Source organism: Acinetobacter cumulans, from assembly GCF_003024525.3.
GTDB classification, from domain to species: domain Bacteria; phylum Pseudomonadota; class Gammaproteobacteria; order Pseudomonadales; family Moraxellaceae; genus Acinetobacter; species Acinetobacter cumulans.
Map to the genome: position 1 here is coordinate 940,134 of NZ_CP035934.2, position 23,540 is coordinate 963,673.

Annotated in this window: 21 protein-coding genes; 10 read left to right on the plus strand and 11 right to left on the minus strand. The window is 40.2% G+C overall.

The window, feature by feature from the left end; translation table 11 throughout:
• The first annotated feature begins 157 nt into the window (after positions 1-157).
• Positions 158-1,069, plus strand: a complete 912-nt coding sequence (locus tag C9E88_RS04390) for a polyprenyl synthetase family protein (protein WP_106984554.1) — start codon at positions 158-160, stop codon at positions 1,067-1,069.
• A 94-nt stretch (positions 1,070-1,163) separates the two neighbouring features.
• Here C9E88_RS04390 and putP read toward each other — a convergent pair whose 3' ends face one another.
• The 5 genes from putP to C9E88_RS04415 form a co-directional block, all read right to left on the minus strand.
• Positions 1,164-2,654, minus strand: coding sequence for a sodium/proline symporter PutP (gene putP / locus C9E88_RS04395; protein WP_106984460.1), 1,491 nt, complete (start codon positions 2,652-2,654; stop codon positions 1,164-1,166).
• A 219-nt stretch (positions 2,655-2,873) separates the two neighbouring features.
• Positions 2,874-3,728 carry an SPFH domain-containing protein gene (locus C9E88_RS04400; protein WP_106984461.1) on the minus strand — a complete coding sequence of 285 codons (855 nt, stop codon included), beginning with the start codon at positions 3,726-3,728 and terminating at the stop codon, positions 2,874-2,876.
• 15 nt (positions 3,729-3,743) lie between these two features.
• Positions 3,744-4,211 carry an NfeD family protein gene (locus tag C9E88_RS04405; protein WP_106984462.1) on the minus strand — a complete coding sequence of 156 codons (468 nt, stop codon included), beginning with the start codon at positions 4,209-4,211 and terminating at the stop codon, positions 3,744-3,746.
• Between the two features lie 222 nt (positions 4,212-4,433).
• The gene (locus tag C9E88_RS04410) at positions 4,434-5,351 is read right to left on the minus strand and encodes a patatin-like phospholipase family protein (protein WP_106984463.1); all 918 of its coding nucleotides are present in this window, start codon (positions 5,349-5,351) and stop codon (positions 4,434-4,436) included.
• 83 nt (positions 5,352-5,434) lie between these two features.
• A complete protein-coding gene (locus tag C9E88_RS04415) occupies positions 5,435-6,061 on the minus strand; it encodes a 1-acyl-sn-glycerol-3-phosphate acyltransferase (protein WP_106984464.1) in 627 nt (208 codons plus the stop codon).
• A gap of 131 nt (positions 6,062-6,192) precedes the next feature.
• On the opposite strand from C9E88_RS04415, the gene C9E88_RS04420 reads away from it, so the two are divergent.
• The 4 genes from C9E88_RS04420 to C9E88_RS04435 all read left to right on the plus strand — a co-directional run bounded on the left by C9E88_RS04420 (position 6,193) and on the right by C9E88_RS04435 (position 11,317).
• The gene (locus C9E88_RS04420) at positions 6,193-7,446 is read left to right on the plus strand and encodes an MFS transporter (RefSeq protein WP_106984465.1); all 1,254 of its coding nucleotides are present in this window, start codon (positions 6,193-6,195) and stop codon (positions 7,444-7,446) included.
• Between the two features lie 183 nt (positions 7,447-7,629).
• Positions 7,630-9,291 carry a phosphoethanolamine transferase gene (locus tag C9E88_RS04425; protein WP_106984466.1) on the plus strand — a complete coding sequence of 554 codons (1,662 nt, stop codon included), beginning with the start codon at positions 7,630-7,632 and terminating at the stop codon, positions 9,289-9,291.
• A 13-nt stretch (positions 9,292-9,304) separates the two neighbouring features.
• Entirely contained in the window at positions 9,305-9,979 is a 675-nt protein-coding gene (locus C9E88_RS04430) for a response regulator transcription factor (protein ID WP_106984467.1), read from the plus strand.
• A complete protein-coding gene (locus C9E88_RS04435) occupies positions 9,980-11,317 on the plus strand; it encodes a sensor histidine kinase (RefSeq protein WP_106984468.1) in 1,338 nt (445 codons plus the stop codon).
• 429 nt (positions 11,318-11,746) lie between these two features.
• On the opposite strand, the gene C9E88_RS04440 is transcribed toward C9E88_RS04435, so the two are convergent.
• A complete protein-coding gene (locus tag C9E88_RS04440) occupies positions 11,747-12,454 on the minus strand; it encodes a phosphatase PAP2 family protein (protein WP_106984469.1) in 708 nt (235 codons plus the stop codon).
• Positions 12,455-12,643: 189 nt separating this feature from the next.
• On the opposite strand from C9E88_RS04440, the gene C9E88_RS04445 reads away from it, so the two are divergent.
• Positions 12,644-13,351: an HAD family hydrolase gene (locus tag C9E88_RS04445; RefSeq protein ID WP_106984555.1), complete on the plus strand. Its 708-nt coding sequence runs from the start codon at positions 12,644-12,646 to the stop codon at positions 13,349-13,351.
• Positions 13,352-13,552: 201 nt separating this feature from the next.
• Here the strand turns inward: C9E88_RS04445 and C9E88_RS04450 are convergent, their stop codons facing one another.
• The 5 genes from C9E88_RS04450 to C9E88_RS04470 all read right to left on the minus strand — a co-directional run bounded on the left by C9E88_RS04450 (position 13,553) and on the right by C9E88_RS04470 (position 18,426).
• A complete protein-coding gene (locus C9E88_RS04450) occupies positions 13,553-14,740 on the minus strand; it encodes an ammonium transporter (protein WP_106984470.1) in 1,188 nt (395 codons plus the stop codon).
• Between the two features lie 500 nt (positions 14,741-15,240).
• Positions 15,241-15,966, minus strand: coding sequence for an amino acid ABC transporter ATP-binding protein (locus tag C9E88_RS04455; protein ID WP_171356292.1), 726 nt, complete (start codon positions 15,964-15,966; stop codon positions 15,241-15,243).
• Positions 15,967-15,980: 14 nt separating this feature from the next.
• Positions 15,981-16,664 (minus strand): ABC transporter permease subunit, encoded by a 684-nt coding sequence (locus C9E88_RS04460; RefSeq protein WP_106984472.1) that lies wholly within the window; start codon positions 16,662-16,664, stop codon positions 15,981-15,983.
• Positions 16,664-17,407, minus strand: coding sequence for an amino acid ABC transporter permease (locus tag C9E88_RS04465; protein ID WP_106984473.1), 744 nt, complete (start codon positions 17,405-17,407; stop codon positions 16,664-16,666). The genes C9E88_RS04460 and C9E88_RS04465 overlap by 1 nt, the downstream gene beginning before the upstream one ends.
• Before the next feature lie 68 nt (positions 17,408-17,475).
• Positions 17,476-18,426, minus strand: a complete 951-nt coding sequence (locus tag C9E88_RS04470; protein ID WP_106984474.1) for a transporter substrate-binding domain-containing protein — start codon at positions 18,424-18,426, stop codon at positions 17,476-17,478.
• A gap of 630 nt (positions 18,427-19,056) precedes the next feature.
• On the opposite strand from C9E88_RS04470, the gene C9E88_RS04475 reads away from it, so the two are divergent.
• The 4 genes from C9E88_RS04475 to C9E88_RS04490 all read left to right on the plus strand — a co-directional run bounded on the left by C9E88_RS04475 (position 19,057) and on the right by C9E88_RS04490 (position 23,414).
• Positions 19,057-20,727, plus strand: a complete 1,671-nt coding sequence (locus C9E88_RS04475; RefSeq protein ID WP_106984475.1) for a sensor domain-containing diguanylate cyclase — start codon at positions 19,057-19,059, stop codon at positions 20,725-20,727.
• Between the two features lie 111 nt (positions 20,728-20,838).
• Positions 20,839-21,882, plus strand: coding sequence for a molecular chaperone DnaJ (locus tag C9E88_RS04480; RefSeq protein ID WP_106984476.1), 1,044 nt, complete (start codon positions 20,839-20,841; stop codon positions 21,880-21,882).
• Positions 21,883-22,221: 339 nt separating this feature from the next.
• Positions 22,222-23,094 carry a phosphoribosyltransferase-like protein gene (locus C9E88_RS04485; protein ID WP_106984477.1) on the plus strand — a complete coding sequence of 291 codons (873 nt, stop codon included), beginning with the start codon at positions 22,222-22,224 and terminating at the stop codon, positions 23,092-23,094.
• Positions 23,094-23,414 (plus strand): hypothetical protein, encoded by a 321-nt coding sequence (locus C9E88_RS04490; protein WP_106984478.1) that lies wholly within the window; start codon positions 23,094-23,096, stop codon positions 23,412-23,414. The genes C9E88_RS04485 and C9E88_RS04490 overlap by 1 nt, the downstream gene beginning before the upstream one ends.
• Positions 23,415-23,540: the final 126 nt, after the last annotated feature.

Below are 23,540 nucleotides of genomic sequence, written 5' to 3' on the forward strand. Positions count from 1 at the left end.
ACGGTTAAATGCTAATTTAGCTGCAAGAAACATCAAGTTGCATAGAGAATAGCCCTAGAAAGCAGTATGATGCTGGCAACCAGATGCGATGCTTTGGCGCGACGACGTGCTGAACAGCATTTTAAAATAAAAGCTTAATCAGGTAATCGAGGTGAATGTGTCAACCTTAACTGACATTTCTGTGCATCCACTTAGTGAAGCACAGCAGCGAATTCAGCAGGATTTGTTAACAGCCTTAGATGCTTTTGCAATTCCAGAGCCTTTAAAAAGTGCAGTCCATCATGCGGTGATGTTGGGTGGCAAGCGTGTACGTCCAGCACTATGTTATGCAACAGCAGCGATTCAGCCGAATGCCAATGCTGCAGCAGTACGTCGTGCTGCGGTTGCCATAGAATTTATCCATTGCTATTCCTTGGCACATGATGATTTGCCTTGTATGGACAATGACCTATTACGTCGTGGCCAACCGACATGTCACGTGGCTTATGGTGAAGATACTGCATTGCTCGCTGGTGATATTTTACAATCAATGGCCTTTGAGATTTTGGGAAGTCGTTTGTTTGATCAAGGTCCTGCAGTTGAAGCCAGTATTGTGTTAAAGCAAATGCAAATACTTGCAACAGCTTCATCTAAAATGGTGAATGGACAGGTGCTTGATTTACAGGCTGAAGGCAAACATGTCGATCAGCAAGCCTTGGAAAATATTCATACCAATAAAACAGGTGCACTTATTTCTGCGGCAGTTTTGATGGCGGCAGTGACGATTTTTGAAGGCACAGATATTGCCATTCCAAAGTTACGTGAATTTGCTCAAGCCATTGGTTTAGCCTTTCAAGTGCAGGACGATATTTTAGATATTACTTCAGACACAGCAATATTAGGTAAAACCGCTGGTAAAGATCAGCAAGTGGATAAATCGACTTATCCTGCATTGATGGGGCTTGAAGCGGCACAGACTTACGCATTGGAGTTGCATCATCAAGCAATGAATGCCTTGGCGCATTTTGATGAATCGCAAGTTACTGAACTGACCAACATTACGCAGTTTTTACTGACACGTAAAGCATAGGTCTGTATATCTAGTATGTAAAACTGATAGTTGAACAGCAATAAAAAAGAGGACATGGCGTCCTCTTTTTTATTGCACTACTTCAAGACTGTATTTATACGCTGTCTTTATAAAGCTGATCGGCTTGTTCAAAACGATCTGTGACATCTTTAGATGGAGCTTTGCCCATTAAGCTCACCACAACAATTGCGATTAATGAACAAATGAAGCCTGGAACAATTTCGTATAGGCCTGTATCACCCCATACATTTTTCCATACAATGACCATGACAGCACCCACAACCATGCCTGCAAGCGCGCCATTTAAGGTCATGCGTTTCCAGAACAGTGACAAAATAATTAGCGGGCCGAAAGCTGCACCAAAACCTGCCCAAGCGTATGCAACTAAACCTAAGACTTTAGATTCAGGATTACCTGCCATATAAATAGCCAATAGGGCAATTGCCAGTACCATCAAGCGACCTACCCAAACCAGTTCTTTTTGAGAAGCATTTTTGCGCAGGAAGGCTTTATAAAAGTCTTCAGTTAAAGTACTTGAACATACTAAAAGCTGGCAACTTAAAGTACTCATCACAGCGGCTAAAATGGCTGCCAATACAATACCAGCAACCCAAGGGTTAAACAGAATTTTAGTGAGTTCCATAAATACTGTTTCAGGGTTGGCATTGACCACCGCAGCCAATTCAGGATGCTGTTGGAAATAAGCAATACCAAAGAAACCTGCTGCAACAGCACCACCTAGGCATAAAATCATCCAAGTCATGCCGATACGGCGTGCATTTGGAATCGATTTTACAGAGTCGGTAGCCATGAAACGGACAAGAATATGCGGTTGACCAAAATAGCCTAAGCCCCAAGCCAATAATGAAATAATGGCAACAAAACTTAAATTACCCAAGACATCTGTTGCATGTGGGTGTGCAGCATCCAGTGCAATACTAATTTGGCTCAAGTCTGAGAATGATAAAATTACAACCAATGGCGTGAGCAAGAGGGCAAAAATCATCAGCCCCGCTTGAATGGTGTCGGTCCAGCTCACCGCAAGGAAACCACCAATAAATACATAACTGATGGTTGCAACAGCGCTAATCCATAAGGCCGTGCTATAAGAAATACCAAACATGCTTTCAAATAATCGAGCACCTGCCACCATGCCTGAAGCACAGTAAATAGCGAAGAAAATTAAAATGATAAAGGCCGAAACAATGCGCAAAATCTTCTTTTGGTCATTAAAGCGATTAGAGAAGTAATCTGGCAAGGTGAGGGCATTGTGTTGAACTTCTGTATGCACACGCAAGCGACCAGCCACTAAAAGCCAATTCAGCCAAGCACCAATAATGAGGCCAATGGCAATCCACATTTCAGATAGGCCAGAAAGATAGATAGCGCCGGGTAGGCCCATGAGTAACCAACCACTCATGTCTGATGCACCCGCAGATAGCGCTGTGACAAAACTGCCTAAACGACGGCCACCTAAAATATAATCTGAGAAGTTGCTGGTCGCACGATAAGCCATCAGGCCAATCGCAATCATGGCGACAATATAAAAAAGAAACGTGATTAAGGTGGGGTCGAGGGAGCTCATACGATATCCGTTTTTTGAGTTGCGTAGTGCTTGGGAGGATGAAATAACAATAGGTAATTTCACAAGTCAAAAAGCTGTTGCTTGTGATGAACCCATATAAATAATTTCAAAAATAATGTGAAATTTAACCATAAATTAACGAAACATACAGAAATTTATAGTCAGAAATAAAAATAGACAGCATGAAAGCTGTCTATTGGATTAAAAATATTCAAAGTTTTATTGGCCGCGACCCATGATGCCACGAATGGTACTCATGACGTCCGCAGGTAAAACAACGGTTTTGGCATTATTGGATTTTGCCATATCTTGCATTGCTTTAACGTATTGTTCACCCAATAAATAAGCCACTGGAATTTCTTTTTCGCCTACCGCTGAAGTGACCAATTCAATTGCTTTTTGCGATGCTTGTGCCAAGACAACTTGCGCTTCTGCGTCACGGCGTGATGCTTCTAAACGACCATCTGCTTCTAAAATAGCAGCTTGTTTTTCACCATCGGCTTTGGTTACTGTCGCACGACGTTGACGTTCGGCAGCTGCTTGTTCTTCCATCGCAGCTTGCATGGTGTGTGATGGTTTAATATCTTGAATTTCAACTGTTTTAAGGGTAATACCCCAATCAGCGATGTCATCAGAGATACTGGCTTTTAGGCGTGCTTTAATATGATCACGTGAAGACAGGGCATCGTCTAAATCCATTTCGCCAACAATTGAACGCAATGATGTTTGTACGAGGTTTTGGATTGCCCAAGAGTAGTTTTCAATACCATACACCGCATTTACTGGTGTTGTAATATTAATATAAGCCACGGCATTCATGACCAATACGGCGTTGTCTCGGGTAATGACTTCTTGAGAAGGAATATCTAATACGATGTCTTTGGTGGTGACTTTATAAGCCACTTCATCAATGTAGGGAATGACAAAGTTAAGGCCAGGTTCAAGTACGGTATGGTATTTACCTAAACGCTGTACGATCCATTTATAGCCTTGAGGGACAATACGGACACCTTTAAAAATCGTAATGGCAACAAAGGCCAAAAAGGCTAAAACAACAATAGTAGCTCCGCTCATTCAAATACTCTCTTGTTAGTTGTCGTTATAACTATGTGCTTGCACGATCAAATCATTCCCCATAATGTCAATGACACGCACGCGGTCACCCACTTGTACATCAGAGCGAGATCGGCATATCCATTCAGCATTGCCCAATACGGGAATCGGAAAGCGAACTTTGATTTGTCCTAATTCTAGGTTGGTTTGAATGACCATACCAACTTGACCGACGGTTGCTTCACGAGAAAGGCCGGCTTTGGTTTTGTCTTTTGAAAGTGGTTTAATGAATTTAAACCATGCAATGGTGCAAAGAATGGAGAGAATGATCCAAGTCACGAGTTGAGTTGTTGTGCTCAACATTGGAAACAGAAAATATAAAATACCCACCATGATTGCGCCAATACCAAACCAGAGGGCGGCGAAAGCTGGAAGGATTAATTCTGAAATGATCAGTAGAAAGCCTAAAACAAACCAGTGCCAAGGTTCTAAAATAAATTCCATACCGCTACTCGTGTCGTTGTCAAAGATCGTGGGTGTGTATTGATATCAATGTAGCAGATGCAAAAGTTTTTGAGTATAAATAAAATTTATTTTTGTATTTTTGCACAGAAAAGCCAACTGCTCGATTTTGGGTAAGCTATTTATTATGTTTTATATTTATAAGAGTAGCATACCATAGCGCTAAATCGGTTGAATCAGTGCTATGGTATATGGGGCTTGTGCTTAGATTTTGGCCACTGGTACAGGCTTAAAGGCAGCAGGAGATGCTTTAAAGTCGCTCACTAATTTTTGAATCGCTCGGATTTTTAATTGAGTGGCTTTTTCGCCTTCCAAGATCGTTTCATTACTGGCTTTTAGATCTAAAGTCCCAATGTGGCCCACTTTAGGCTGAATCACAATGTTGGCCTGTTGAAGCTCTTCATTAATACTTTGCTGTCCCATAATATTAATGGTTTGATCCAGTACGCCAAACATATTCATGGCTTTCGTGCCATCAGGGCGCGCTGAAATATCCACAGCAATGACGATGTCTGCACCCATATTTTGAGCTGTTTTTACTGGAATTGGACTGACTAAACCACCATCAACATATTTTTGCCCACTAATGAGTGCGGGTACAAATACATTGGGAATACTACATGAGGCACGCACTGCTTGACCTGCATTGCCTTTAATAAACTCCGCTTTACGGCCTGTATCTAAACGTGTAGCAACGGCAGCAAAGCGAATGGGAAACTGTTCAATCGGTTTATTGGCTACATTTTTGTTTACGTAGTCTTGTAGCTTTTGTCCCAATAAAAAGCCTTGGCGGTTGAGCGTTAAGTCTCGAATATCAGACTCTTTAAAACCAAGTGCAATTTGTTGTAATTGATAGGGGCTTTTACCACTGGCATACAGGCTGCCTACGAAGCTACCTGCACTGGTACCGGTTACAATTTTGGGTTTAATGCCATGAGATTCAAGTACTTTGAGTACCCCAATATGTGCAAAACCTTTTGCACCACCGCCACCTAAAGCAACAGCAATAACGGGTTCACGTGCTTTGAGGGGTGTTGTTTGAACGGGTGTTTGTGTGGCTTTGTCACAGCCAGCAAAACTGAGCGCTAAAACGCTCAGCAAAGAATATTTTAGTAGTTTCATTATCTGGAACAATCAAGAAAAGTTTAGCAAAGTCGCATCAGTATTGAGCTGTATGATATCTCATCAAAAAATACAACAATTTGCTAGGGCTTTTTCCAGTGCTTTTGTAACGGCTTGGCTAGCCAGTCGGGGTTTTTAGGTGAAAAATGGCCTTCATAGCACTGTAGAATTTCAGCTAAATCCTGTTCGAAATTGCCTGTTGTGTGATAGGCGCTTAAGCATCGGATGGCTTTGTTTTCATAATCGAATGCAAACATCACAATAGGGATCTGGGCTTCATGTGCGATGTAATAAAAGCCACTACGAATTTTTTCAGCACGCTTTCTTGTGCCTTCGGGTGCCATGGCAATCCAAATTTTTTCTTGTGCTTGGATGATCTCAACAATTTGTTGAGTTAGCCCACTGGCGTGTTGGCGTTCTACTGGAATTACACCAATCCAATCTAAAATAGGCTTCAGAGGGGTCTTAAATAAAGTATTTTTACCAAACACTGTGACTCGAATGCCTAAGCCAAGTAAAGCGAGAAAGGCATACCATGCATCAAGATTTGACGTATGTGGAGAAACAATGGCCATGGCTTTGGGGAAGTTTGGGAATTCTCCAGTAAAGCGCCAGCCTTGTGCCAAAAATAAACGCTTAAAGACAGATTGACTCCATGCAGTGCCACGTGAGGGCACAGAATTAGGTAAATGAGGAAAGTCTTGTGTCATAGAAGTCATGCACTTTTACTTGGCGATAAGGTTAATATAGGCGCTGTAAATAAGAACTGCATTGGCAAAAATGAGCAGTTCAATTGCATATAAAAGAGTTAGCTTAACCAATTGAATAATGGGGAAATGCAATGCTGCAAATGCGGAACATTTATGTGTTGTTATTTTCTCTATATTGGGCGCAAGGTTTACCTGTCGGTTTTATGACGCATGCATTGCCTGTGATTTTACGTGCGCAGGGTGTGTCTTTGGCACATATTGGTGGTTTTGGTCTATTAATGTTGCCTTGGTCAATTAAAGTATTTTGGGCACCTTGGATTGATCGAATTGGACATCATAAACATGGGCATTATCGCTCATGGATTTTGCCCTTGCAGGGCATGAGCATTGCAATTTTAATCCTACTGTCTTTTATGCCTATACAGGCCTTGGATCAGCCTTTATATCTCATGGCACTATTTGTTGCTCTTCTGAGTATGAATATGGTGGGTGCTACGCAAGATGTTGCAACAGATGGCTTGGCCGTGAGTTTACTCAAATCAGAACAACAATATTGGGGCAACATGTTTCAAGTGGTTGGGTCGCGTTTGGGCTTTATTATAGGGGGGGGAGCCATACTATGGGCTTTAGATTGGTTAAATTGGCAAAGCACCTTTTTAGCCTTGGCTGTATTGGTTTTTTTCAATAGTTTACCTATTCTTTTTTATAAAGAGCCTGTACGTCAGGTTACCACACCATCCACTCAGCAAGCTTTTCACTGGCAGTCTGTACGTGATTATTTAACTTATTTTGTAGGTCAGCCACACATGTGGTGGTGGTTGATGGTGCTACTGAGTTTTAAAATTGCGGATGGCTTGGCGGGGCCCTTGCTAAAACCACTGATGGTGGATTTGGGCTTAAGCTATAGCCAAATTGGCATTTATATCACCATGCTGGGGGCGTTGGCTGCATTATTGGGGGCTGGATTGGCAGGCTTACTGCTGAAATATATCGGGCGCTTTCAAGCTTTATGGCTGTTTTCCGTGCTCAAGGTTTTCAGCTTGGGCGCTTATGCATGGCTGGCGTGGCAGTACCAAAATCAGGTGCTGGTTCATCCGTGGCTCATTTATACCATTAATGCTGTAGAAGACATGCTTGCATCGATGTTGTTGGTGGTCATGCTGACTTTAGTGATGCAATATAGTCGTAAACGTATGGCGGGAACCGATTTTACTTTTCAGGTGAGTGTCATGGCGACGGTCAGCGGTGGTTTATATATTGTCAGTGGCATCATTGCAGATCAATTGGGGTATGCACTGTATTTAAGCATGATTTGTGTTGTTGCATTATTGAGTATTATTCCGATGTTAATTTGGCATAAAGAAAGTCAAAAAAATATTGCTTAAACTGAGCTGAATTCAGCGTTAAAACTGTAGTTTGAAAAGCAGTTGTTTGAATGATAATTATTTTTAACTTATTGAAAACATAATTTAAATAATGGATTTAAGAATAAATTAAGCTTGTTAAGTATCGATTAAGTTTGCGCGATTAATTTAGCTTCATTCGTAAAATATTTGAAGAAATTTTGCATGTTTGAATCACTGAAAAGAAAATGGCAAACATTCACGACAATGCCAGTTTCACGCTTTAACTTATTAGTGAGTGTTTGGTTGGCCTTCGCCCTCAATATTGGGTTTTATCAAAAATTGCATCAACTTACGCCGTATCAAGGGATGAAGTCGTGGCTATTTTTGATCGCATCTGTATTGGTGGTGACAGCACTGTATAACATCTTATTGCAACTTTTGCAGTGGCGTTGGACTGCAAAGGTAGTTGCATTAATTTTACTATTTATTGGTGGTTTTAGTGCTTACTTTGTGTGCAGTTTGGGTGTTGTGATTTCGCCAGATCAGATTCAAAATGCCATGCAGACGGATCCACAAGAAGTGAAAGGCTTAATGTCTATACGCTTGTTGTTCTGGAGCCTTTTTATGGTGGCCTTACCAATGTTGGTTGCGGCCTGTATTCCACTTAAAGTTGAAACCAAATCTAAAGTATTGATCAAAAAAGGCGTGCATCTTATTGCATCCTTTGCAGTGCTGGCAGCAATGCTTTTTGTATTCTATGTAGATTATGCTGCGATTTTCCGTCAACACCGCGATTTAAAAGGCATGATCTCGCCACAAAATGCCATCGCTGCAGGTTTTTCATATTTTCATCATCAAGCGCCAAAAGAAAATTTGCCTTTGGTGAAATATGGTGAAGATGCGCATTTGGTAGAGAAAACTGCGCAAGGCAAAAAGCCAAAACTAATGGTATTGGTGGTGGGCGAAACAGCACGTGCTGAGAGTTTTTCTTTAAACGGTTATGCAAAAAATACCAACCCTGAGCTGTCTAAATTAGACGTAATAAACTTTAGTCAGGTAAGCTCATGTGGTACGGCAACTGCAGTTTCGGTACCGTGTATGTTCTCTGGTATGCCTCGTAGTGACTATGATGAAAACTTAGCAAACCACCGTGAAGGCTTATTGGATATTGCACAGCGTGCTGGATATAAAGTGACATGGATTGATAACAACTCAGGTTGTAAAGGGACGTGTACCCGTGTTGAGCAAGTTGAGATTTCGCCAGAATTGAAGAAAAAATGGTGTACACCAGAAGGTGAATGCTATGACCAAATTTTAGTAGATGCGTTGAATCAATATATCGAAAAAATTCCAGCGGATGATCAAACACCACGCTTGATAGTATTACACCAAGTCGGTAGCCATGGACCTGCATACTACGCCCGTGCAACGCCAGAATTTCAAAAATTTAAACCCACTTGCGATACCAATGCCATTCAGGGTTGTACACAAGACGCTTTAATCAATAGTTATGATAATAGTATTGTTTATACAGATCATATCTTGAGTGAAGTGATTCAGTCATTAAAAGCCAATAGCAAGTATCAAACAGGTTTCTGGTATTTATCGGATCATGGTGAATCAACTGGTGAATATGGGATGTACTTACATGGTGCACCGTATGCGATGGCTCCATCACAACAGACGCATGTTCCGATGATTATGTGGTTTTCAGCAGAATGGAAAGCCCATCAAGCGGCCAATGTAAGCTGTTTAAGCCAACAAAAATCCAAAGTGTTGAGTCAAGATAATTTATTCCCAAGTCTCTTGAGTATATTGGGTGTACAAACTCAAGTGATTGATGCAAAAAATGATATGCTACAAAATTGTAAGCCTGCTGCTTAAGTGAGTTGATGCCATGACAAAAATTTTAATCATTGAAGACGACTTTATGATTGCTGAGTCTACTCAGACTTTATTGAAGTATCAGGGGTTTGAAGTAGAGTGGGTAAATAACGGAATTGATGGTTTAAAACTCTTACAGCAAAGTGAATTTGATGCTGTATTGCTAGATTTAGGTTTGCCTTTGATGGATGGTATGCAAGTGCTTAAGCAGATTCGTCAAATTCAGCCGAATTTACCAGTCCTGATTATTTCTGCACGTGATCAATTACAACAACGTGTTGATGGTTTAAATCAGGGGGCAGATGATTATTTAATTAAACCTTATGAGTTTGATGAACTGATTGCCCGTATTCATGCATTGCTACGCCGTAGTGGAAAAGAGCAACAGGCCAATCAGCAACACATTTTAACCTATGGTGAGTTGGTGCTCGATGTCGAACAGCATTTGGCTAAATACAAAGGTCAGTATATTGATCTGTCAAATCGTGAGTGGGCCATTTTAATTCCACTGGTGACACATCCGAATAAGATTTTTTCTAAAACCAATTTAGAGGACAAACTGTATGATTTTGATAGTGAAATCAGCAGTAATACCATTGAAGTATATGTACACCACTTAAGAAATAAATTGGGCAAAGATTTTATTCGTACCATTCGTGGTTTGGGTTATCGCTTAGGACAACTTTAAATGACGTTCAGCACACACAGTTTTGCAAATTCACTAAAGACTAAACTGATTCTGTACATGTCTTTTTTCAGTCTTATTGTAGGCTGTGTGTTGATGATGTCGGCTTATAAAATTTCTTTGGAAGAAACCAATGAAATTCTAGATCAACAAATGAAGAATTTGGCGGAGCGTGTGGTTCGGCATGGATTAGAACCAACCAGAAATGATTTTGAGCCAACACAGCGTTATGCTGAGCAAGATCTATTTGTTGATGTGTGGTCTTATAAAGATCGCATACAAAATCAAAAACATAGTGATATTTTGGTGCATTCGGTACCGAAGGCAGGTTTTTATCGTCACAAGAATGCCGATGATGTTTGGTATACCTATGTTTTGCCTCAAAAAGACTATCAAATTCAGGTCAGTCAGCAACAATCGGTGCGCCAAGATCTCGCTTTAGAATTGGCCGGCAGTATGCTGATTCCGTATTTGGTGCTCATGCCTTTTGTGATTTGGGGCTTGAGTTGGATGATTAGCCGCATTTTACAGCCTTTAGATGACTTTAAAGCAGAACTGGCACAGCGTAACTCCAAAGATTTACAGCCTATTTTGGCAAGAGATTATCCTGTTGAAATTATTCCAACCATTGAAGAAATGAACCATCTGTTCGAGCGTATTAGTTTGTCTCAGCAAGAGCAACGCCAGTTTATTGCAGATGCGGCGCATGAGCTACGCACTCCGATTACTGCATTGAGTTTACAAATGCAGGTGTTATTACAAGAGTTTCCAGAACATGCGGATTTACAACGCTTAAACTTAGGATTAGTTCGTATTCAGCATTTAGTGACGCAGTTATTAAATTTAGCCAAACAAGATGCCTCTATTGAAGACCTTGAACGTTTACAGGATTTTGATGTTTCAACGACAGCAGTCAATTGTGTAGAGCAACTTATTCACTTGGCGATGCAAAAAAATTTAGACTTAGGTATGGAGCAGAGTGAAGCATTGAAACTGCATAGCCAAGAGTCTGCTGTGCATTCCATTATTTATAACCTGATTGATAATGCCATTAAATATACGCCCAATAATGGCGTGATTAATGTTTCGGTCTATCCAAAAGACGATCATGCCATGATTGTGGTAGAGGACAGCGGACCTGGTATTGACCCTCAATTACATGAACATATTTTAAAGCGCTTTTATCGCGTGCATCATCATCAAGAGGTGGGTAGTGGTTTAGGGCTATCCATTGTAGATAAAGCTGTACAACGGATTAATGGACAACTGAGCTTTGGTACAAGTGAAAGCTTGGGCGGGTTGAAGGTCAGCATTGAATTGCCACTATCGCCAAAAGCATAAAAATTAACTTCACCGCGCTTGAATCTGTGCGGTGTTCTTTTTGTTTGAGTATGTACTATTTAATGATTCATCTTGTTTAAATGAAACATTTACAAAAGCCTATGCAATATTGCATGGGCTTTTTTGTTGCGCTGTATAAACTGGGTCTGTATTCAATGTAAGCGATAAAGTGTATTTCAACAAATTGGACAAAGTTAAATACAAGGATATTGAATGAGCCGTATATCTTATTCATAAATTAGCCATGTCAAATATGAGAAAAAACGAATAGATGTAGGATATTGAGTAAACGCTAATAGATGACAAATGTTGATGTCCTAAGGCATTTTTAGTCTGAAGTATTGTGTAAAAGAGCAGGGATGTTCGTACTGGCATGTGTAGAACTGTAAAAATTAAATCACAGATTGATGATTTAAGCTTAGATTACGATTAAAGCACCAATTGCGTGTTATGAGGTTCTAAGAACACGGATTGCTTTTTGCATAGATAGAAAATGACGTAACACAGCATATTGGTACAATAGCAGATCCATAAAGTCCATAAGTTATGACTCATGAAGTGTGCACCACGCATCATTTGCGCCCAGCCCATGCTAAGGCCTAAAACGAGCCCTGCAAGCAAATAAAAATAAGCACGTTTAGGCTGTGAAATATGATAAAGGAAATACCCCGTTATAAATGAAAAACCGAGTGAGGCATGACCACCGGGGAAGCAATGACCAGACATTGCAGAAAAGTCCCAAAAGAAACCATCTGTATCTGGAATGGTCATGGACCAAGGGCAGGCATGACTGGATTGAGACTTTAAGATGCTCACTACAATGGTGCAGAGCATAGAGACCCAAAATAAGTAACCTAGTTCTGTGCGACGAGGTTTTAAACGTTCAACTTTAAACGATGCAATCCAAGCAAAAAATATGAAAACATAAACGACAATTAAAATGTCTTTAATGTACTTGTGATTTAATTTGGCTAAGTACCAATTGTCTCTTAATAAAAACTGTCCAGACTCACTAATCCAAGGATGAATCAAGCTTAAATCAAGATCTCCGCCCACAGGAATCACAGTTTGTAGTAAACCGAAACTAATTAATAAGATTCCAATATGAAAGAGAATGAATTTGGGATGATTTTGCATACTTAGCTAAATAGTTTTCCTTTTGAGCTATTAAGGCAAAAACAGCTTAACTAAAACTTAAAGATGGATATTTTAGTCAGATCTTTAGTCAACGTCTTGCAATGCTTAGCACAGAACCAGCAAAACGCCTTTAATGGTCTGTGCTACATTGCCTATTCATTTCAATTTGTTCGTGTAGGCCAGTTTGCCATGTCCATTCGTGCCGTGATCTTTGACTTAGACAATACCTTAACGCATCGTGATTTAAGCGTCGTGGCCTATAGTCAGTTTTTAGCGCAGCATTATGCCCATCATTTAATTGCACCTGATCTGGCACAGATCAAGCACATCATCAATTCAATTGATCGGGGCGGTTATCCAATTGCTGCAGATTTAACCCATCCAAGTATTGGTGCTTCTGTGGCCTATGCACTGCAACAACAATTAATTTGGCACCAGCCAGTTGATTTTGATGAATTGACACAATGCTGGTTCCGTTTTTTTGGTGCACATGCTGTTGCGATGCCCGGGGCACACGAACTGCTGAGTCAACTTAAAGCGCAAGGCTTTCAATTGGCTGTAGTGTCAAATGGGGGCCATACAACCCGTTTAAATATTTTAAAAGGCCTTGGCTTTGAAGCGTATTTTGATGTGATTGTGAGCTCAGAATTGGCAGGTGTAGCAAAACCAAATATACAGATTTTTAACTACACCCGTGAGCAATTGGGCTTAGATGCAAGGCAATGTTTATTTGTAGGTGATCATCCCATCAATGATGTTTTTGGGGCAGAACAAGCGGGCATGCATGCCGTTTTATTAGAAGGCTTTCATGATGATGTGAACAGAGTCGCGACTGAGCGACGCATTCAAAACTTGGCACAAGTCTGGCAATATTTAGAGCCCTTATCTTTGGCTTAATATTGCCCACACTTTTTAAACAGTCATTGGAATAGTGATTTAAATAGCAATTTACACAGCTATTTTTATAAGCATGATGCATGCGACGCTGTGTTGCAAAGTTAAAAATGCGAACAATGATGAGATAAAAAAATTGGATAATCCTAAAGAGTCATGGATTATCCAATTGAAGGTTAAATGATTATCCGAAGCTGTGTTGACTTAGAACATATTATCTTCTGAGTTTGCGGTAATACGGTGAATCGATAGATCGGCACCGCGGAATTCTTCTTCTTGGCTTAGACGGATGCCTATAATTGCTTTAAGTGCGCCGTATACACAGAAACCACCAGCCAAGGCAATAATAACAGCAAAGACTGTGCCAAAGACTTGTGAAAGCATGGATACGCCACCGAGGCCGCCTAGCCATTTTTGCCCAAATAAACCGACAGCAAGACCACCAAAGGCACCGCATACACCATGTAATGGCCAAACACCCAATACATCGTCAATTTTTAGTTTGTTTTGTGTGTAGGTAAATAATTTAACAAAAATCACTCCAGCCACCATACCAATAAACAGTGCACCAACAGGGTGAACTATATCTGAGCCTGCACAGATCGCCACCAAACCTGCCAATGGACCATTGTGTAAGAAGCCAGGGTCATTGTCGCCAACCAAATGGGCTGCAAATGTACCGCCAACCATTGCCATGAGTGAGTTAATCGCAACGAGACCTGAAATGGCATCTAAACGTTGAGCACTCATCACGTTAAAACCAAACCAACCGACAATTAAAATCCAAGAACCCAGCGCTAAAAAAGGAATTGAAGATGGTGGGTGTGCACTGATACGGCCATCTTTTTTATAACGACCATAACGAGGCCCAAGTAAAATAACGGCAGCAAATGCAATCCAGCCACCCATTGCATGTACCACGACAGAACCTGCAAAGTCATGAAAGCCTGCGCCAAAATTTTGAGCTAACCATGCTTGAACACCCAGATTACCATTCCATGCAATACCTTCAAAAAATGGATAGACCAAGGCCACTAAAATAAGCGTTGCAATGGCTTGAGAGCGCATTTTCGCACGCTCGGCTATTCCACCTGAAACAATCGCTGGAATTGCAGCTGCAAAGGTGAGGAGAAAGAAGCAGCGCATAAGGTTATAGCCATGATCGGCCGCTAAGGTTGTTCCAGTATGGAAAAAATGCTGACCATAAGCGATGTAATAGCCGACAAAAAAGTATGCAATGGCTGAAATTGCAAAGTCAGAGAGAATTTTACTTAAAGCATTTACTTGGTTTTTATGGCGAACAGTTCCGAGTTCTAAAAAAGCAAAGCCTGCATGCATTGCAAGCACTAAAACAGCACCAAGGAGGAGAAATAATAAATCTATATTTTGCATGTAGTGCTCCAATATAGTGCGGTATATCACAAAAAGAAGTTCAGTATAGCGAGGTAGTATTTTTGGAACAGGGGGGCAAGCAAGGGAAATTTTGATTAATAAATTTCAAAAACTTACAAGACTCGATATAAAGCAAATTAACACAATATGCACTATGTTGGTGCAATTTTAAATGGTTTTAAAGTCCAATTAATACAATAAATATGAATGGCTTATATATAATTTTAATGTATTTTTATTTAAATGAATTGCAATAGTGCATGTTTGGCACAGGGCAAGTTCTATAGAAAATCTGTAATTTTTATCTCAGTAGGTTGAGTTTAAGTTTTAATTGAGCTTAGATTAAAAAGAAGCGTTAATGAAATGATCAGGTGTTTCATTTTTAAGTAATCATTAAAAAACACTCTAAAGTCTGAGGTTTAAAATAGCACGACAGTCAGAAATTATCTGACTGCCGTGGCTGAGTGTTAAAGCTCTGCAGATGAATGGAATGTTTAAAATTAGTGCAAAATTTTGTTTAAAAATTGCTGTGCACGTTCACCTCTTGGTGCATTAAAGAATTCATCTTTACTGCAATCTTCCACAATTTTCCCCTGATCCATAAAAATAATGCGGTCTGCAACTTGGCGGGCAAAGCCCATTTCATGCGTGACACACATCATGGTCATGCCTTCCTTGGCTAAACCGACCATCACATCCAGTACTTCATTAATCATTTCAGGATCGAGTGCAGAGGTGGGCTCATCAAAGAGCATGGCAATTGGATCCATGCTAAGCGCGCGGGCAATTGCAACACGTTGTTGCTGACCGCCAGAGAGTTGTGCTGGAAATTTTTCTGCATGTGCACTCAGGCCAACACGCTCTAAATAGGCAAGGCCTTTCTTTTTTGCTTCTTCTTCAGAGCGCCCTAGCACCTTGACTTGAGCAATGGTGAGGTTTTCTGTAATGGATAAATGTGGAAACAACTCAAAATGCTGAAACACCATCCCGACACGGCTACGTAGTTTACTTAAGTCGGTTTTGGGGTCATGAATACCAATCCCATCGACAGAAATTTCACCTTGCTGAAAAGGTTCAAGCCCGTTGACGGTTTTAATCAGGGTGGATTTGCCAGAACCTGAAGGGCCACAGACCACCACCACTTCACCTTGTTTAATTTGCGTGGTGCAATCGGTTAGTACTTGAAATTCTTTATACCATTTACTGACATTTTGGAGGTCAATCATTACTTTTTGTTCACTCATACAGTTAACCTCCGTTGTAATTTTTTCACTGCATAGGTTGCAAGCATGCTGATGGTGAAGTACACCAAGCCAGCGAATAGAATGTATTGGGTCAGTAACGACATGAGGTCACCACGGACGTAGTTGGTGCGGAAAAAGTCTAATAGTCCAATGGCATACACCATGGTGGAGTCTTGAAACAAAATAATGGTCTGTTGCAACAGGAGGGGCGTCATTTTACGGAAGGCTTGCGGCAAAATAATCAATCGCATAGTTTGCGGGTAAGTCATGCCCAGTGCATAAGCAGCAGATGTCTGACCTTTAGGAATAGACTGAATGCCAGCACGGACAATTTCCGAAAAATAAGCTGCTTCAAACAGCATGAAGGCCACAATGCTCGATACCAGCGCTGTATCAATGGTGAGGTAATTACCTGTGATCCCGGTATAAATAAACGGGACAGCAAAATAAAACCACATAAGTACCAGCAGGAGTGGAATGGAGCGGAATAAATTGACGTAGCCTTTAGCAAACCAATTGAATGCTTTAATGGAAGACAGTCGCATGAGTGCAAGTAGGGTGCCAATGATAACCCCACCAATGGCTGCACTAACCACTACTTTTAAGGTAATGCTGAGCCCATGCCAAAGCGCAGGCCAAGACTGTTGTAAATCTTGTGTAAATGCAGTGAGCCATTCCATTATTTATCTCCTGCGATTAAACCTGGAACACGCAAGCGTTTTTCCAGAAAGTTCATAAATCCAATCAGGCAGATATTAATCAAAATAAATGCAATGGTAACGTAGGTGTATATTTCAATCGTATTTTGCGTGTATTCACTGATGGTTTTCATCTGCGAGATAATTTCTGCAACACCCACTAAAGATGCAACAGAGGTATTTTTAACGCAGTTGGTCAATTCAGAACTCAGCGGGGGCAAAATGGTACGAAATGACTGTGGCAAAATCACGTAGCGGTATAATTGCGCCGTACTAAAGCCCATGGCATAACCCGCATTGGTCTGGCCTTTGGGCACCGCTTCAATACCTGTGCGTACTTGTTCACAGACACGGGCTGCGGTAAATAAGCCAAGCCCAATACTTGCAGAAATTAGTGCTGTGGTATTGGCACCTAAGTCATTAATCCACCAGTTTCGAATGCCTTCTGGTAAGAAGTTTGGCACGACATAAAACCAGATAAACAATTGAACCAGCAATGGAATATTACGGAAAATGGTGACATAGGCAGTGCCGATTGAACGTGCTAATGGACTAGGGAGAGTGCGCATAATGCCTAAAATGCTACCCAGTACCATCGCAATGCTCCACGCGACAGCAGCAATCACCAGTAGCCAGCCTAAGCCTGTGAAGACCCAGTTCAGGTAAGTGGTATCGCCAATGCCCGTGGATTGGAACAATACGCCCCAATTCCAACTATAATTCATAGTGACTCCTTTTACGGCGTCAGCCAAAGTTAGTCGGCTGACGCAAAGGCATGTATGGCGGTTAAGGGTTAAGCATCACGGTCATGCGGGTTGCTAATCAGCTGTTTCAGCTGTTCAGACATCTCAAAGTTCAAATTAATATTTTTTGGTGGAATTGGAGAAAGGAACCATTTCTTATACATTTGGTTGATTTCACCAGAGCTATATACCTCTTTAATTGCGCCATCGACCACTTGTTTGAAGCTTGTATCGCCTTTACGTAGCATACAACCATAAACTTCATGAATTGGTGGTGTACCCACAATTTCCCATTTGTTTGGATCTTTGGCTTTCGACTTTTCACCTGCCAGTAAAATATCATCCATCATAAAGGCCGCCGCACGACCATTTTGTAGCATAAGGAATGATTCAGCATGATCTTTGGCTGAAATTACTTCGCCAATGCCTAGCTCTTTTTCATGCTGGCGAATATAGCGCTCTGAAGTTGTACCCGCTGTAGTTACCAGTTTTTTGCCTTTTAGGTCTGCAAAGTCTTTCACCCCAGAATCTTTAGCGGTGAGCAGGCGAGAGCCAACTTCAAAGAATCCGACAGAAAAGTCGACCTGTTGTTGGCGTTCTTTATTGTTGGTGGTTGAACCACACTCTAAGTCGACAGTACCGTTAGATACCAATGGAATACGGTTTTGGCTGGTCACAAGGTTATAGCGAACTTTCAAATCTGGCATGTTCAGCTGTTTTTTTAGCGCTTCAACCACTTTGAGTTGTAGATCATGTGCATAACCTACGGGTTGGTTTGGATTGTCTGCAATATAAGAAAATGGAATAGATGAGTCGCGGTAGCCCAGCACAATGGTGCCTGACTTTTTGATTTTATCCAGCGTACCCGAATTTGAGGAAGCTGCTGAATCTGTACTTGCACCTTGTTCTGCGGATGGTGCTTTATTGTTACCACAAGCAGTTAAACCGAGCATTAGAGAACTGGCGCAAAAAAGCGCAGTCAGTGTACGTTTTTGTGTCATGAGCAAAACTCCTTTTATTGTGCTGCATTGTTTGCTGTCATTTTCGATGGAACTTTTAAAATCCTAAATTCCTTGTTATGCAAAAATGCTTTTCTTTTATGTATGAAAAACATACTGAAAATCATCTTAAGCGAGATTTGAATGCTTGCTCAAGCAAAATTCTTTACCGAATTGTTAACGGTAACTCTTTAGGAATTAACATAATTTCAAATTTAGGTTTATGAGAAAGGTGGAGCAAAAAATATGCCATTCTTAGCTTTTTAAAGTGATCTTTATTTGCTGAAGTACTTGTGTTTATGGTGTTTTTACGGATAAAACAGGTTTTACTGCCAATGCATTATTTAAATTAAGCACGGCATAAATAATTTGGATTTTGTATGTATTTTGTTCAGCATATACTTTTTAGCATCATGTTTTTGCTTATGGGTATAGACCAAAGTATAAGCAATAAAAAACCACTATGGCTTTGCTTATATACCCAAGCATGCACATTGAGATGATTCATTTCGGCCGAGTGCTGAAATGAGCGTAGAAAAAATGATGGAAGGTTAGCTTTGGGGCAGACGTTGCAATTTTTTTTGTTATATAGTTATTCTTAAATCAATCACTTGAGTACTGGAGCTGTAGGGAATGCTGAATGTAGATACTTTCCGCAACCGCCTGCTGGTTTTATTTGCTGGCCTAGCATTTGTATTGGGTTTATCCATTACCTTATATATTGGCCACAAAGCCTCTGCGCAGATGACCAAAGCCAGTGCTCAAACTTTGAATTTGGTTGCCAAAAGCATCAGTACGACCTTGGCAAATTCGCTGACAGAACGTGAACGGGAAATGGTGCTACTGAGCGAATCGCCATTTTTTATGGCCACAGATTTTAAAAATGAACAACTGCAAGTGAAGTTGGATCAGGTTAAAAGTTCGTATAAATATTATGCGTGGTTAGGCATTGCCAATGTAGATGGTGTGGTAGAAGTCGCTGCAAATAAGATGCTTGAAGGGGCAGATGTTTCTGCTCGACCTTGGTTTAAGGAAGGCTTACAACGCGTATATTTGGGCGATGTACATGAAGCGATCTTATTGGCAAAGAAACTCAAAGCTATTAACCCGAATGAGCCAATGCGTTTTATTGACTTTGCCACGCCCATTTATGATGTCAAAACTCAGAAAATTCGTGGTGTGCTTGCAGCACATGCGGATTGGAGTTGGGCTAGCCAAGTACTACAAAGTGCACTGCCAGAAGATGCTGCTGAGCAAGGGATTGAAGTCTTTATTGTTAATGGCAAAGGCGAAATTCTGTATCCTTATAAGAGTATTGGACAAGTTCAGCTCCCCAATCAAAAAACTTCTGCACAGCCTTATTTTATTGATGACTGGCATGAAGGGCAGAACTATGTGACCACAGATGTACCTGTGGTCTCTAACACACAAATGAGCATGGGTTGGCATGTAATTGTGCGTCAGCCTGTATCTGCAGCATTGGCAGATGTACGTGCCATGCAAAAACAAATTGGCTTGATTGGTTTGATTGTGACTTTGCTGATGCTGGTGGTGACTTACCGCTTAGCCAACCGTTTTAGTCGCCCGATCGAAAATCTGGCAAAAAGTGCTTATGCAGTGGAAAAAGGTCAAGATGATGTACATTTTGAGGCACAGAGTAGCATTCGTGAAATACAAGGGTTGTCTCAGTCTTTAAATAGCATGACCTTCACGCTACTGACTCAAAAACACCAATTGGAAGAGGCAAACGCTACTTTAGAACAGAAAGTGCAAGAGCGTACGCTGGCATTAAAAGAAGCCAATTTGGAATTGGAAAAATTAGCCAATCATGATGGCCTGACTGGTCTGTATAACCGTCGGGCATTTAACGACTATCAGGCTTATTTGTTTGGTCAGTTTCAGCGTCAGCAACAAGCCTATGCTGTGCTGCTGCTGGATGTCGATTTCTTTAAAAAGGTTAATGATAGCTTTGGTCACGAAACAGGGGATCATGTACTGCAAAGTGTAGCCAGCTTAGTGGCAACAGCTGTACGCTCGACAGACTTTGTGGCACGCTTTGGGGGCGAAGAGTTTATTGTGCTATTGCCAGCAACTGAGCAAGATGGTGCAGTATTATTGGCTGGAAAAATTCGTCAAAGTATTGAAAATGAAAATATTATTCAGGACTACCCAATTACTGCCAGTATTGGTGTGAGTGTTGTATTGGTTTCGGATCAAGATGGTAATGATGCGATCCGTCGCGCTGACCAAGCTTTGTACCAAGCAAAAAAACAAGGCCGTAATCGCGTTGTATCGGATGCATAGTGCGCGAAAAAACAAGGGCATTGCCTTGCGTTAAAGCACATTCAGCGACTCGGATAGTCGTGCCATTTGTTTTATAATGCCCTTACATTTATTTGTTCATTTCTCCTAAGTATGTCTTTCGATTTAAAAATCAGTTTGTTGCCTGAAACCGCAGCGACGCTTTCACCGCTACATAAAAAGTTGAATAAACTGATTGAGCAAATTGAACAGCAAAAGCTAGATTTAGCACTTTGGCAAAATGCCAAAAGTGAAATTCAGAGTTATATTCAGCTTAAACTTGTACCGATCTATCGTAATTTGCATGCGGTGTACTTTCGTCAGCTTAATCAACTTTGGCAGCATCTACAGCAAGAAGACTTTGCTAAAGCAGATTTAGCACAGCTCGATGCAAAGCTTGCGAAACTGGCAAAGCAGCTGAAAAAATCCAACTATTTAAATAGTGCCGAACTTGAAAAAATCGCAGAGGTCGATGCTTTTTATCAGCAGCATCATGCACATAATCAAAAGCCAAATAAAAAGGGCAAGTCAGCTCAAGCAGAACAGCTAAACACAAATAGTCATGTTGATATAGAACAGGAAGCTACAGAAGAATATGAATCTTATGAAGCGTGGGACAGCGAACAATATCAACGTGAGAAAGAAGAGCATCAGCGTAAACGCTTAGTGCAAAAGCGCGAGCAAGCTGAAAAGTTAGTGAACCAATCACTGAAAACCGTATATTTAAAAATCATCGCTATGATTCACCCAGACCGTGAACCTGATGAAACTAAAAAAGCGGAAAAAACTGAATTGCTGCAAGTGGTGAACCAAGCCCATGAAGCGCAGGATTTGTTTTATTTATTAAAGCTGCAATTACAGCTTGAAACCAATAAGGGCAAAAGTCCTAAAGCTTTAGGCGATGAGCATTTAAAGTTTTATAAAATGGCTTTAGAGGCTCAAAGCCAACGCTTAGCCAGTCAGATAGATGACATTACCGATAGTTTTCACTGGAGCGAACAACCAAAGCCGAAAAATATGCAGGTGAAAGATGTGTATAAGGTAATTGATGGCGATGTTTCAGTGCTGAAAGAGCAAGTGAAGTGGGAAAAAGAACGGCTGAAATATATGGAGAAGGTGAAAGGGTTGGAGGTGTTGTTGGGGAATGGGGTTTTATAAAATCACCTCTCCCTAACCCTCACTTGCGCTTCGTTTTAAAGCAGTGCTTTAAAACTCGCTCAGGAGAGGGAATTCCATTGTGAAATTCATACAAGAATTAAGTCAAATGACGCTTCCTCTCCTTGTGGGAGAGGGTTGGAGTGAGGGCTTAAGCAACAGCTTAAAGAGCAGAAAAGCAATGGTTAATGTATATGGGGAAAAAGAGTTGATTGGAAATGTTGTAGGATAATTATTTTTTATAAATTAAGACACAATATGTTTTAAAGTAAATATAAATGATTATAAAATATAGATAAGAGACTTAGAATATTCAAAGTAAATTAATTTAAAAGGATCTTAATGGGACGATTACAAAAAAGATCCTTTGAAAAGGTCTTCCAATTGGCATTTAAATATCCTTGGTTACAAACGAAAACACAGGCTTTGACAGCTTTATTATTTGAAGATTGTGAGGATGAAGCACAAACACAGCTAGTGATCGACATTTTGGATCGACTTAAGCATATCACTATACAAGAATATAATGAGTGTGTAAGTAACTTAGCATTAGATATTGCTACATGTGGAATAGAACCAATACAATCATTCATAACAGCTATGTCTCCCAACTCTGAGGCTGATAGTGGTCAAAGTGTTTTATATGATTTAAAAGGTGAGCTATCAAAGCTTGAATGGAAAGGGTATAGATCTGTTAATCGTTTTGAACAGACAGCAAAGGCTTATAAAGATTTCAAAAAAAACGTAGGTGAGCGGGAAATTACTATAGTACTAGTAGATAATTTTGTTGGGACAGGATCAACCGTAATTAATAGAGTAAAAAGAATTCGAGAGCTTTTTAATGAATCAAAATATCCAGAACCAACTATATTAGTTAAGGTTTTAATTTGTACAGAAGGTGGTAAGAAAAAAATTAAAGAAGCAGACATTGAATTCTCATCTTATTATATAGTCGATGATAAGCTTTTAGAGAAAATATATGATTTAAGTGAAGTAGAGCAAAAAAAAGATTTGATGAGATTAATAGAGAGAAAATTATCTAGCTCATATAATGAAAGAGAATTCCCTAGTCTTGGCTATGGCGAATCACAAGTTGCACTTTCTATAGAGAGTAAAAACACACCCAATAATGTTTTTCCTGTGTTTTGGTGGAAATACTATTCAGATAATAGAGTACGAGATGTTTTATTACATAGAGCAATGGATGATGCTTAATGAGAAAAAGTGAAATTATATCAAACAAGCTGCTTGAAATACTTTTTTCATCTTCAAATAAAACTTTACAAGCTTATACTTTAAATCAGAGGTTATCAGTTCCTCCGAGTGATTTTTTTAAACTAATTTTTAAGCTGCGCGATGAAAAATTATTAATTATTGATGGGGTTTTTGTAAAACTCACAATGACTGGTGAACAAAAAGTTTTATTAAATGTTAATAATCGTCAAGTTAAAGAAACATTTATTCCAAAAAAATTTCTTTCAAAAAATGAACTTGAGGTTAATGAACTGTATATCCCTAAAAGAAGTTTGCTTTAAAAAAGAAAGCAGATATACTCATTAGCACCTGTAAGGATTAGTATGTTGAAGTGTAGTCGCTTCTAGTGTTAACGGGTCTATGACCTTTACTCTCATTAAATCAAAGATTTAATGAGAGGGTCGAAC

Coding starts and splice junctions, on each gene's coding strand:
- putP (WP_106984460.1), bottom strand. CDS start 2,654: ATGAGCTCCCTCGACCCCACCTTAATCACGTTTCTTTTTTATATTGTC.
- C9E88_RS04400 (WP_106984461.1), bottom strand. CDS start 3,728: ATGAGCGGAGCTACTATTGTTGTTTTAGCCTTTTTGGCCTTTGTTGCC.
- C9E88_RS04405 (WP_106984462.1), bottom strand. CDS start 4,211: ATGGAATTTATTTTAGAACCTTGGCACTGGTTTGTTTTAGGCTTTCTA.
- C9E88_RS04410 (WP_106984463.1), bottom strand. CDS start 5,351: ATGAAACTACTAAAATATTCTTTGCTGAGCGTTTTAGCGCTCAGTTTT.
- C9E88_RS04415 (WP_106984464.1), bottom strand. CDS start 6,061: ATGACACAAGACTTTCCTCATTTACCTAATTCTGTGCCCTCACGTGGC.
- C9E88_RS04420 (WP_106984465.1), top strand. CDS start 6,193: ATGCTGCAAATGCGGAACATTTATGTGTTGTTATTTTCTCTATATTGG.
- C9E88_RS04425 (WP_106984466.1), top strand. CDS start 7,630: ATGTTTGAATCACTGAAAAGAAAATGGCAAACATTCACGACAATGCCA.
- C9E88_RS04430 (WP_106984467.1), top strand. CDS start 9,305: ATGACAAAAATTTTAATCATTGAAGACGACTTTATGATTGCTGAGTCT.
- C9E88_RS04435 (WP_106984468.1), top strand. CDS start 9,980: ATGACGTTCAGCACACACAGTTTTGCAAATTCACTAAAGACTAAACTG.
- C9E88_RS04440 (WP_106984469.1), bottom strand. CDS start 12,454: ATGCAAAATCATCCCAAATTCATTCTCTTTCATATTGGAATCTTATTA.
- C9E88_RS04445 (WP_106984555.1), top strand. CDS start 12,644: ATGTCCATTCGTGCCGTGATCTTTGACTTAGACAATACCTTAACGCAT.
- C9E88_RS04450 (WP_106984470.1), bottom strand. CDS start 14,740: ATGCAAAATATAGATTTATTATTTCTCCTCCTTGGTGCTGTTTTAGTG.
- C9E88_RS04455 (WP_171356292.1), bottom strand. CDS start 15,966: ATGATTGACCTCCAAAATGTCAGTAAATGGTATAAAGAATTTCAAGTA.
- C9E88_RS04460 (WP_106984472.1), bottom strand. CDS start 16,664: ATGGAATGGCTCACTGCATTTACACAAGATTTACAACAGTCTTGGCCT.
- C9E88_RS04465 (WP_106984473.1), bottom strand. CDS start 17,407: ATGAATTATAGTTGGAATTGGGGCGTATTGTTCCAATCCACGGGCATT.
- C9E88_RS04470 (WP_106984474.1), bottom strand. CDS start 18,426: ATGACACAAAAACGTACACTGACTGCGCTTTTTTGCGCCAGTTCTCTA.
- C9E88_RS04475 (WP_106984475.1), top strand. CDS start 19,057: ATGCTGAATGTAGATACTTTCCGCAACCGCCTGCTGGTTTTATTTGCT.
- C9E88_RS04480 (WP_106984476.1), top strand. CDS start 20,839: ATGTCTTTCGATTTAAAAATCAGTTTGTTGCCTGAAACCGCAGCGACG.
- C9E88_RS04485 (WP_106984477.1), top strand. CDS start 22,222: ATGGGACGATTACAAAAAAGATCCTTTGAAAAGGTCTTCCAATTGGCA.
- C9E88_RS04490 (WP_106984478.1), top strand. CDS start 23,094: ATGAGAAAAAGTGAAATTATATCAAACAAGCTGCTTGAAATACTTTTT.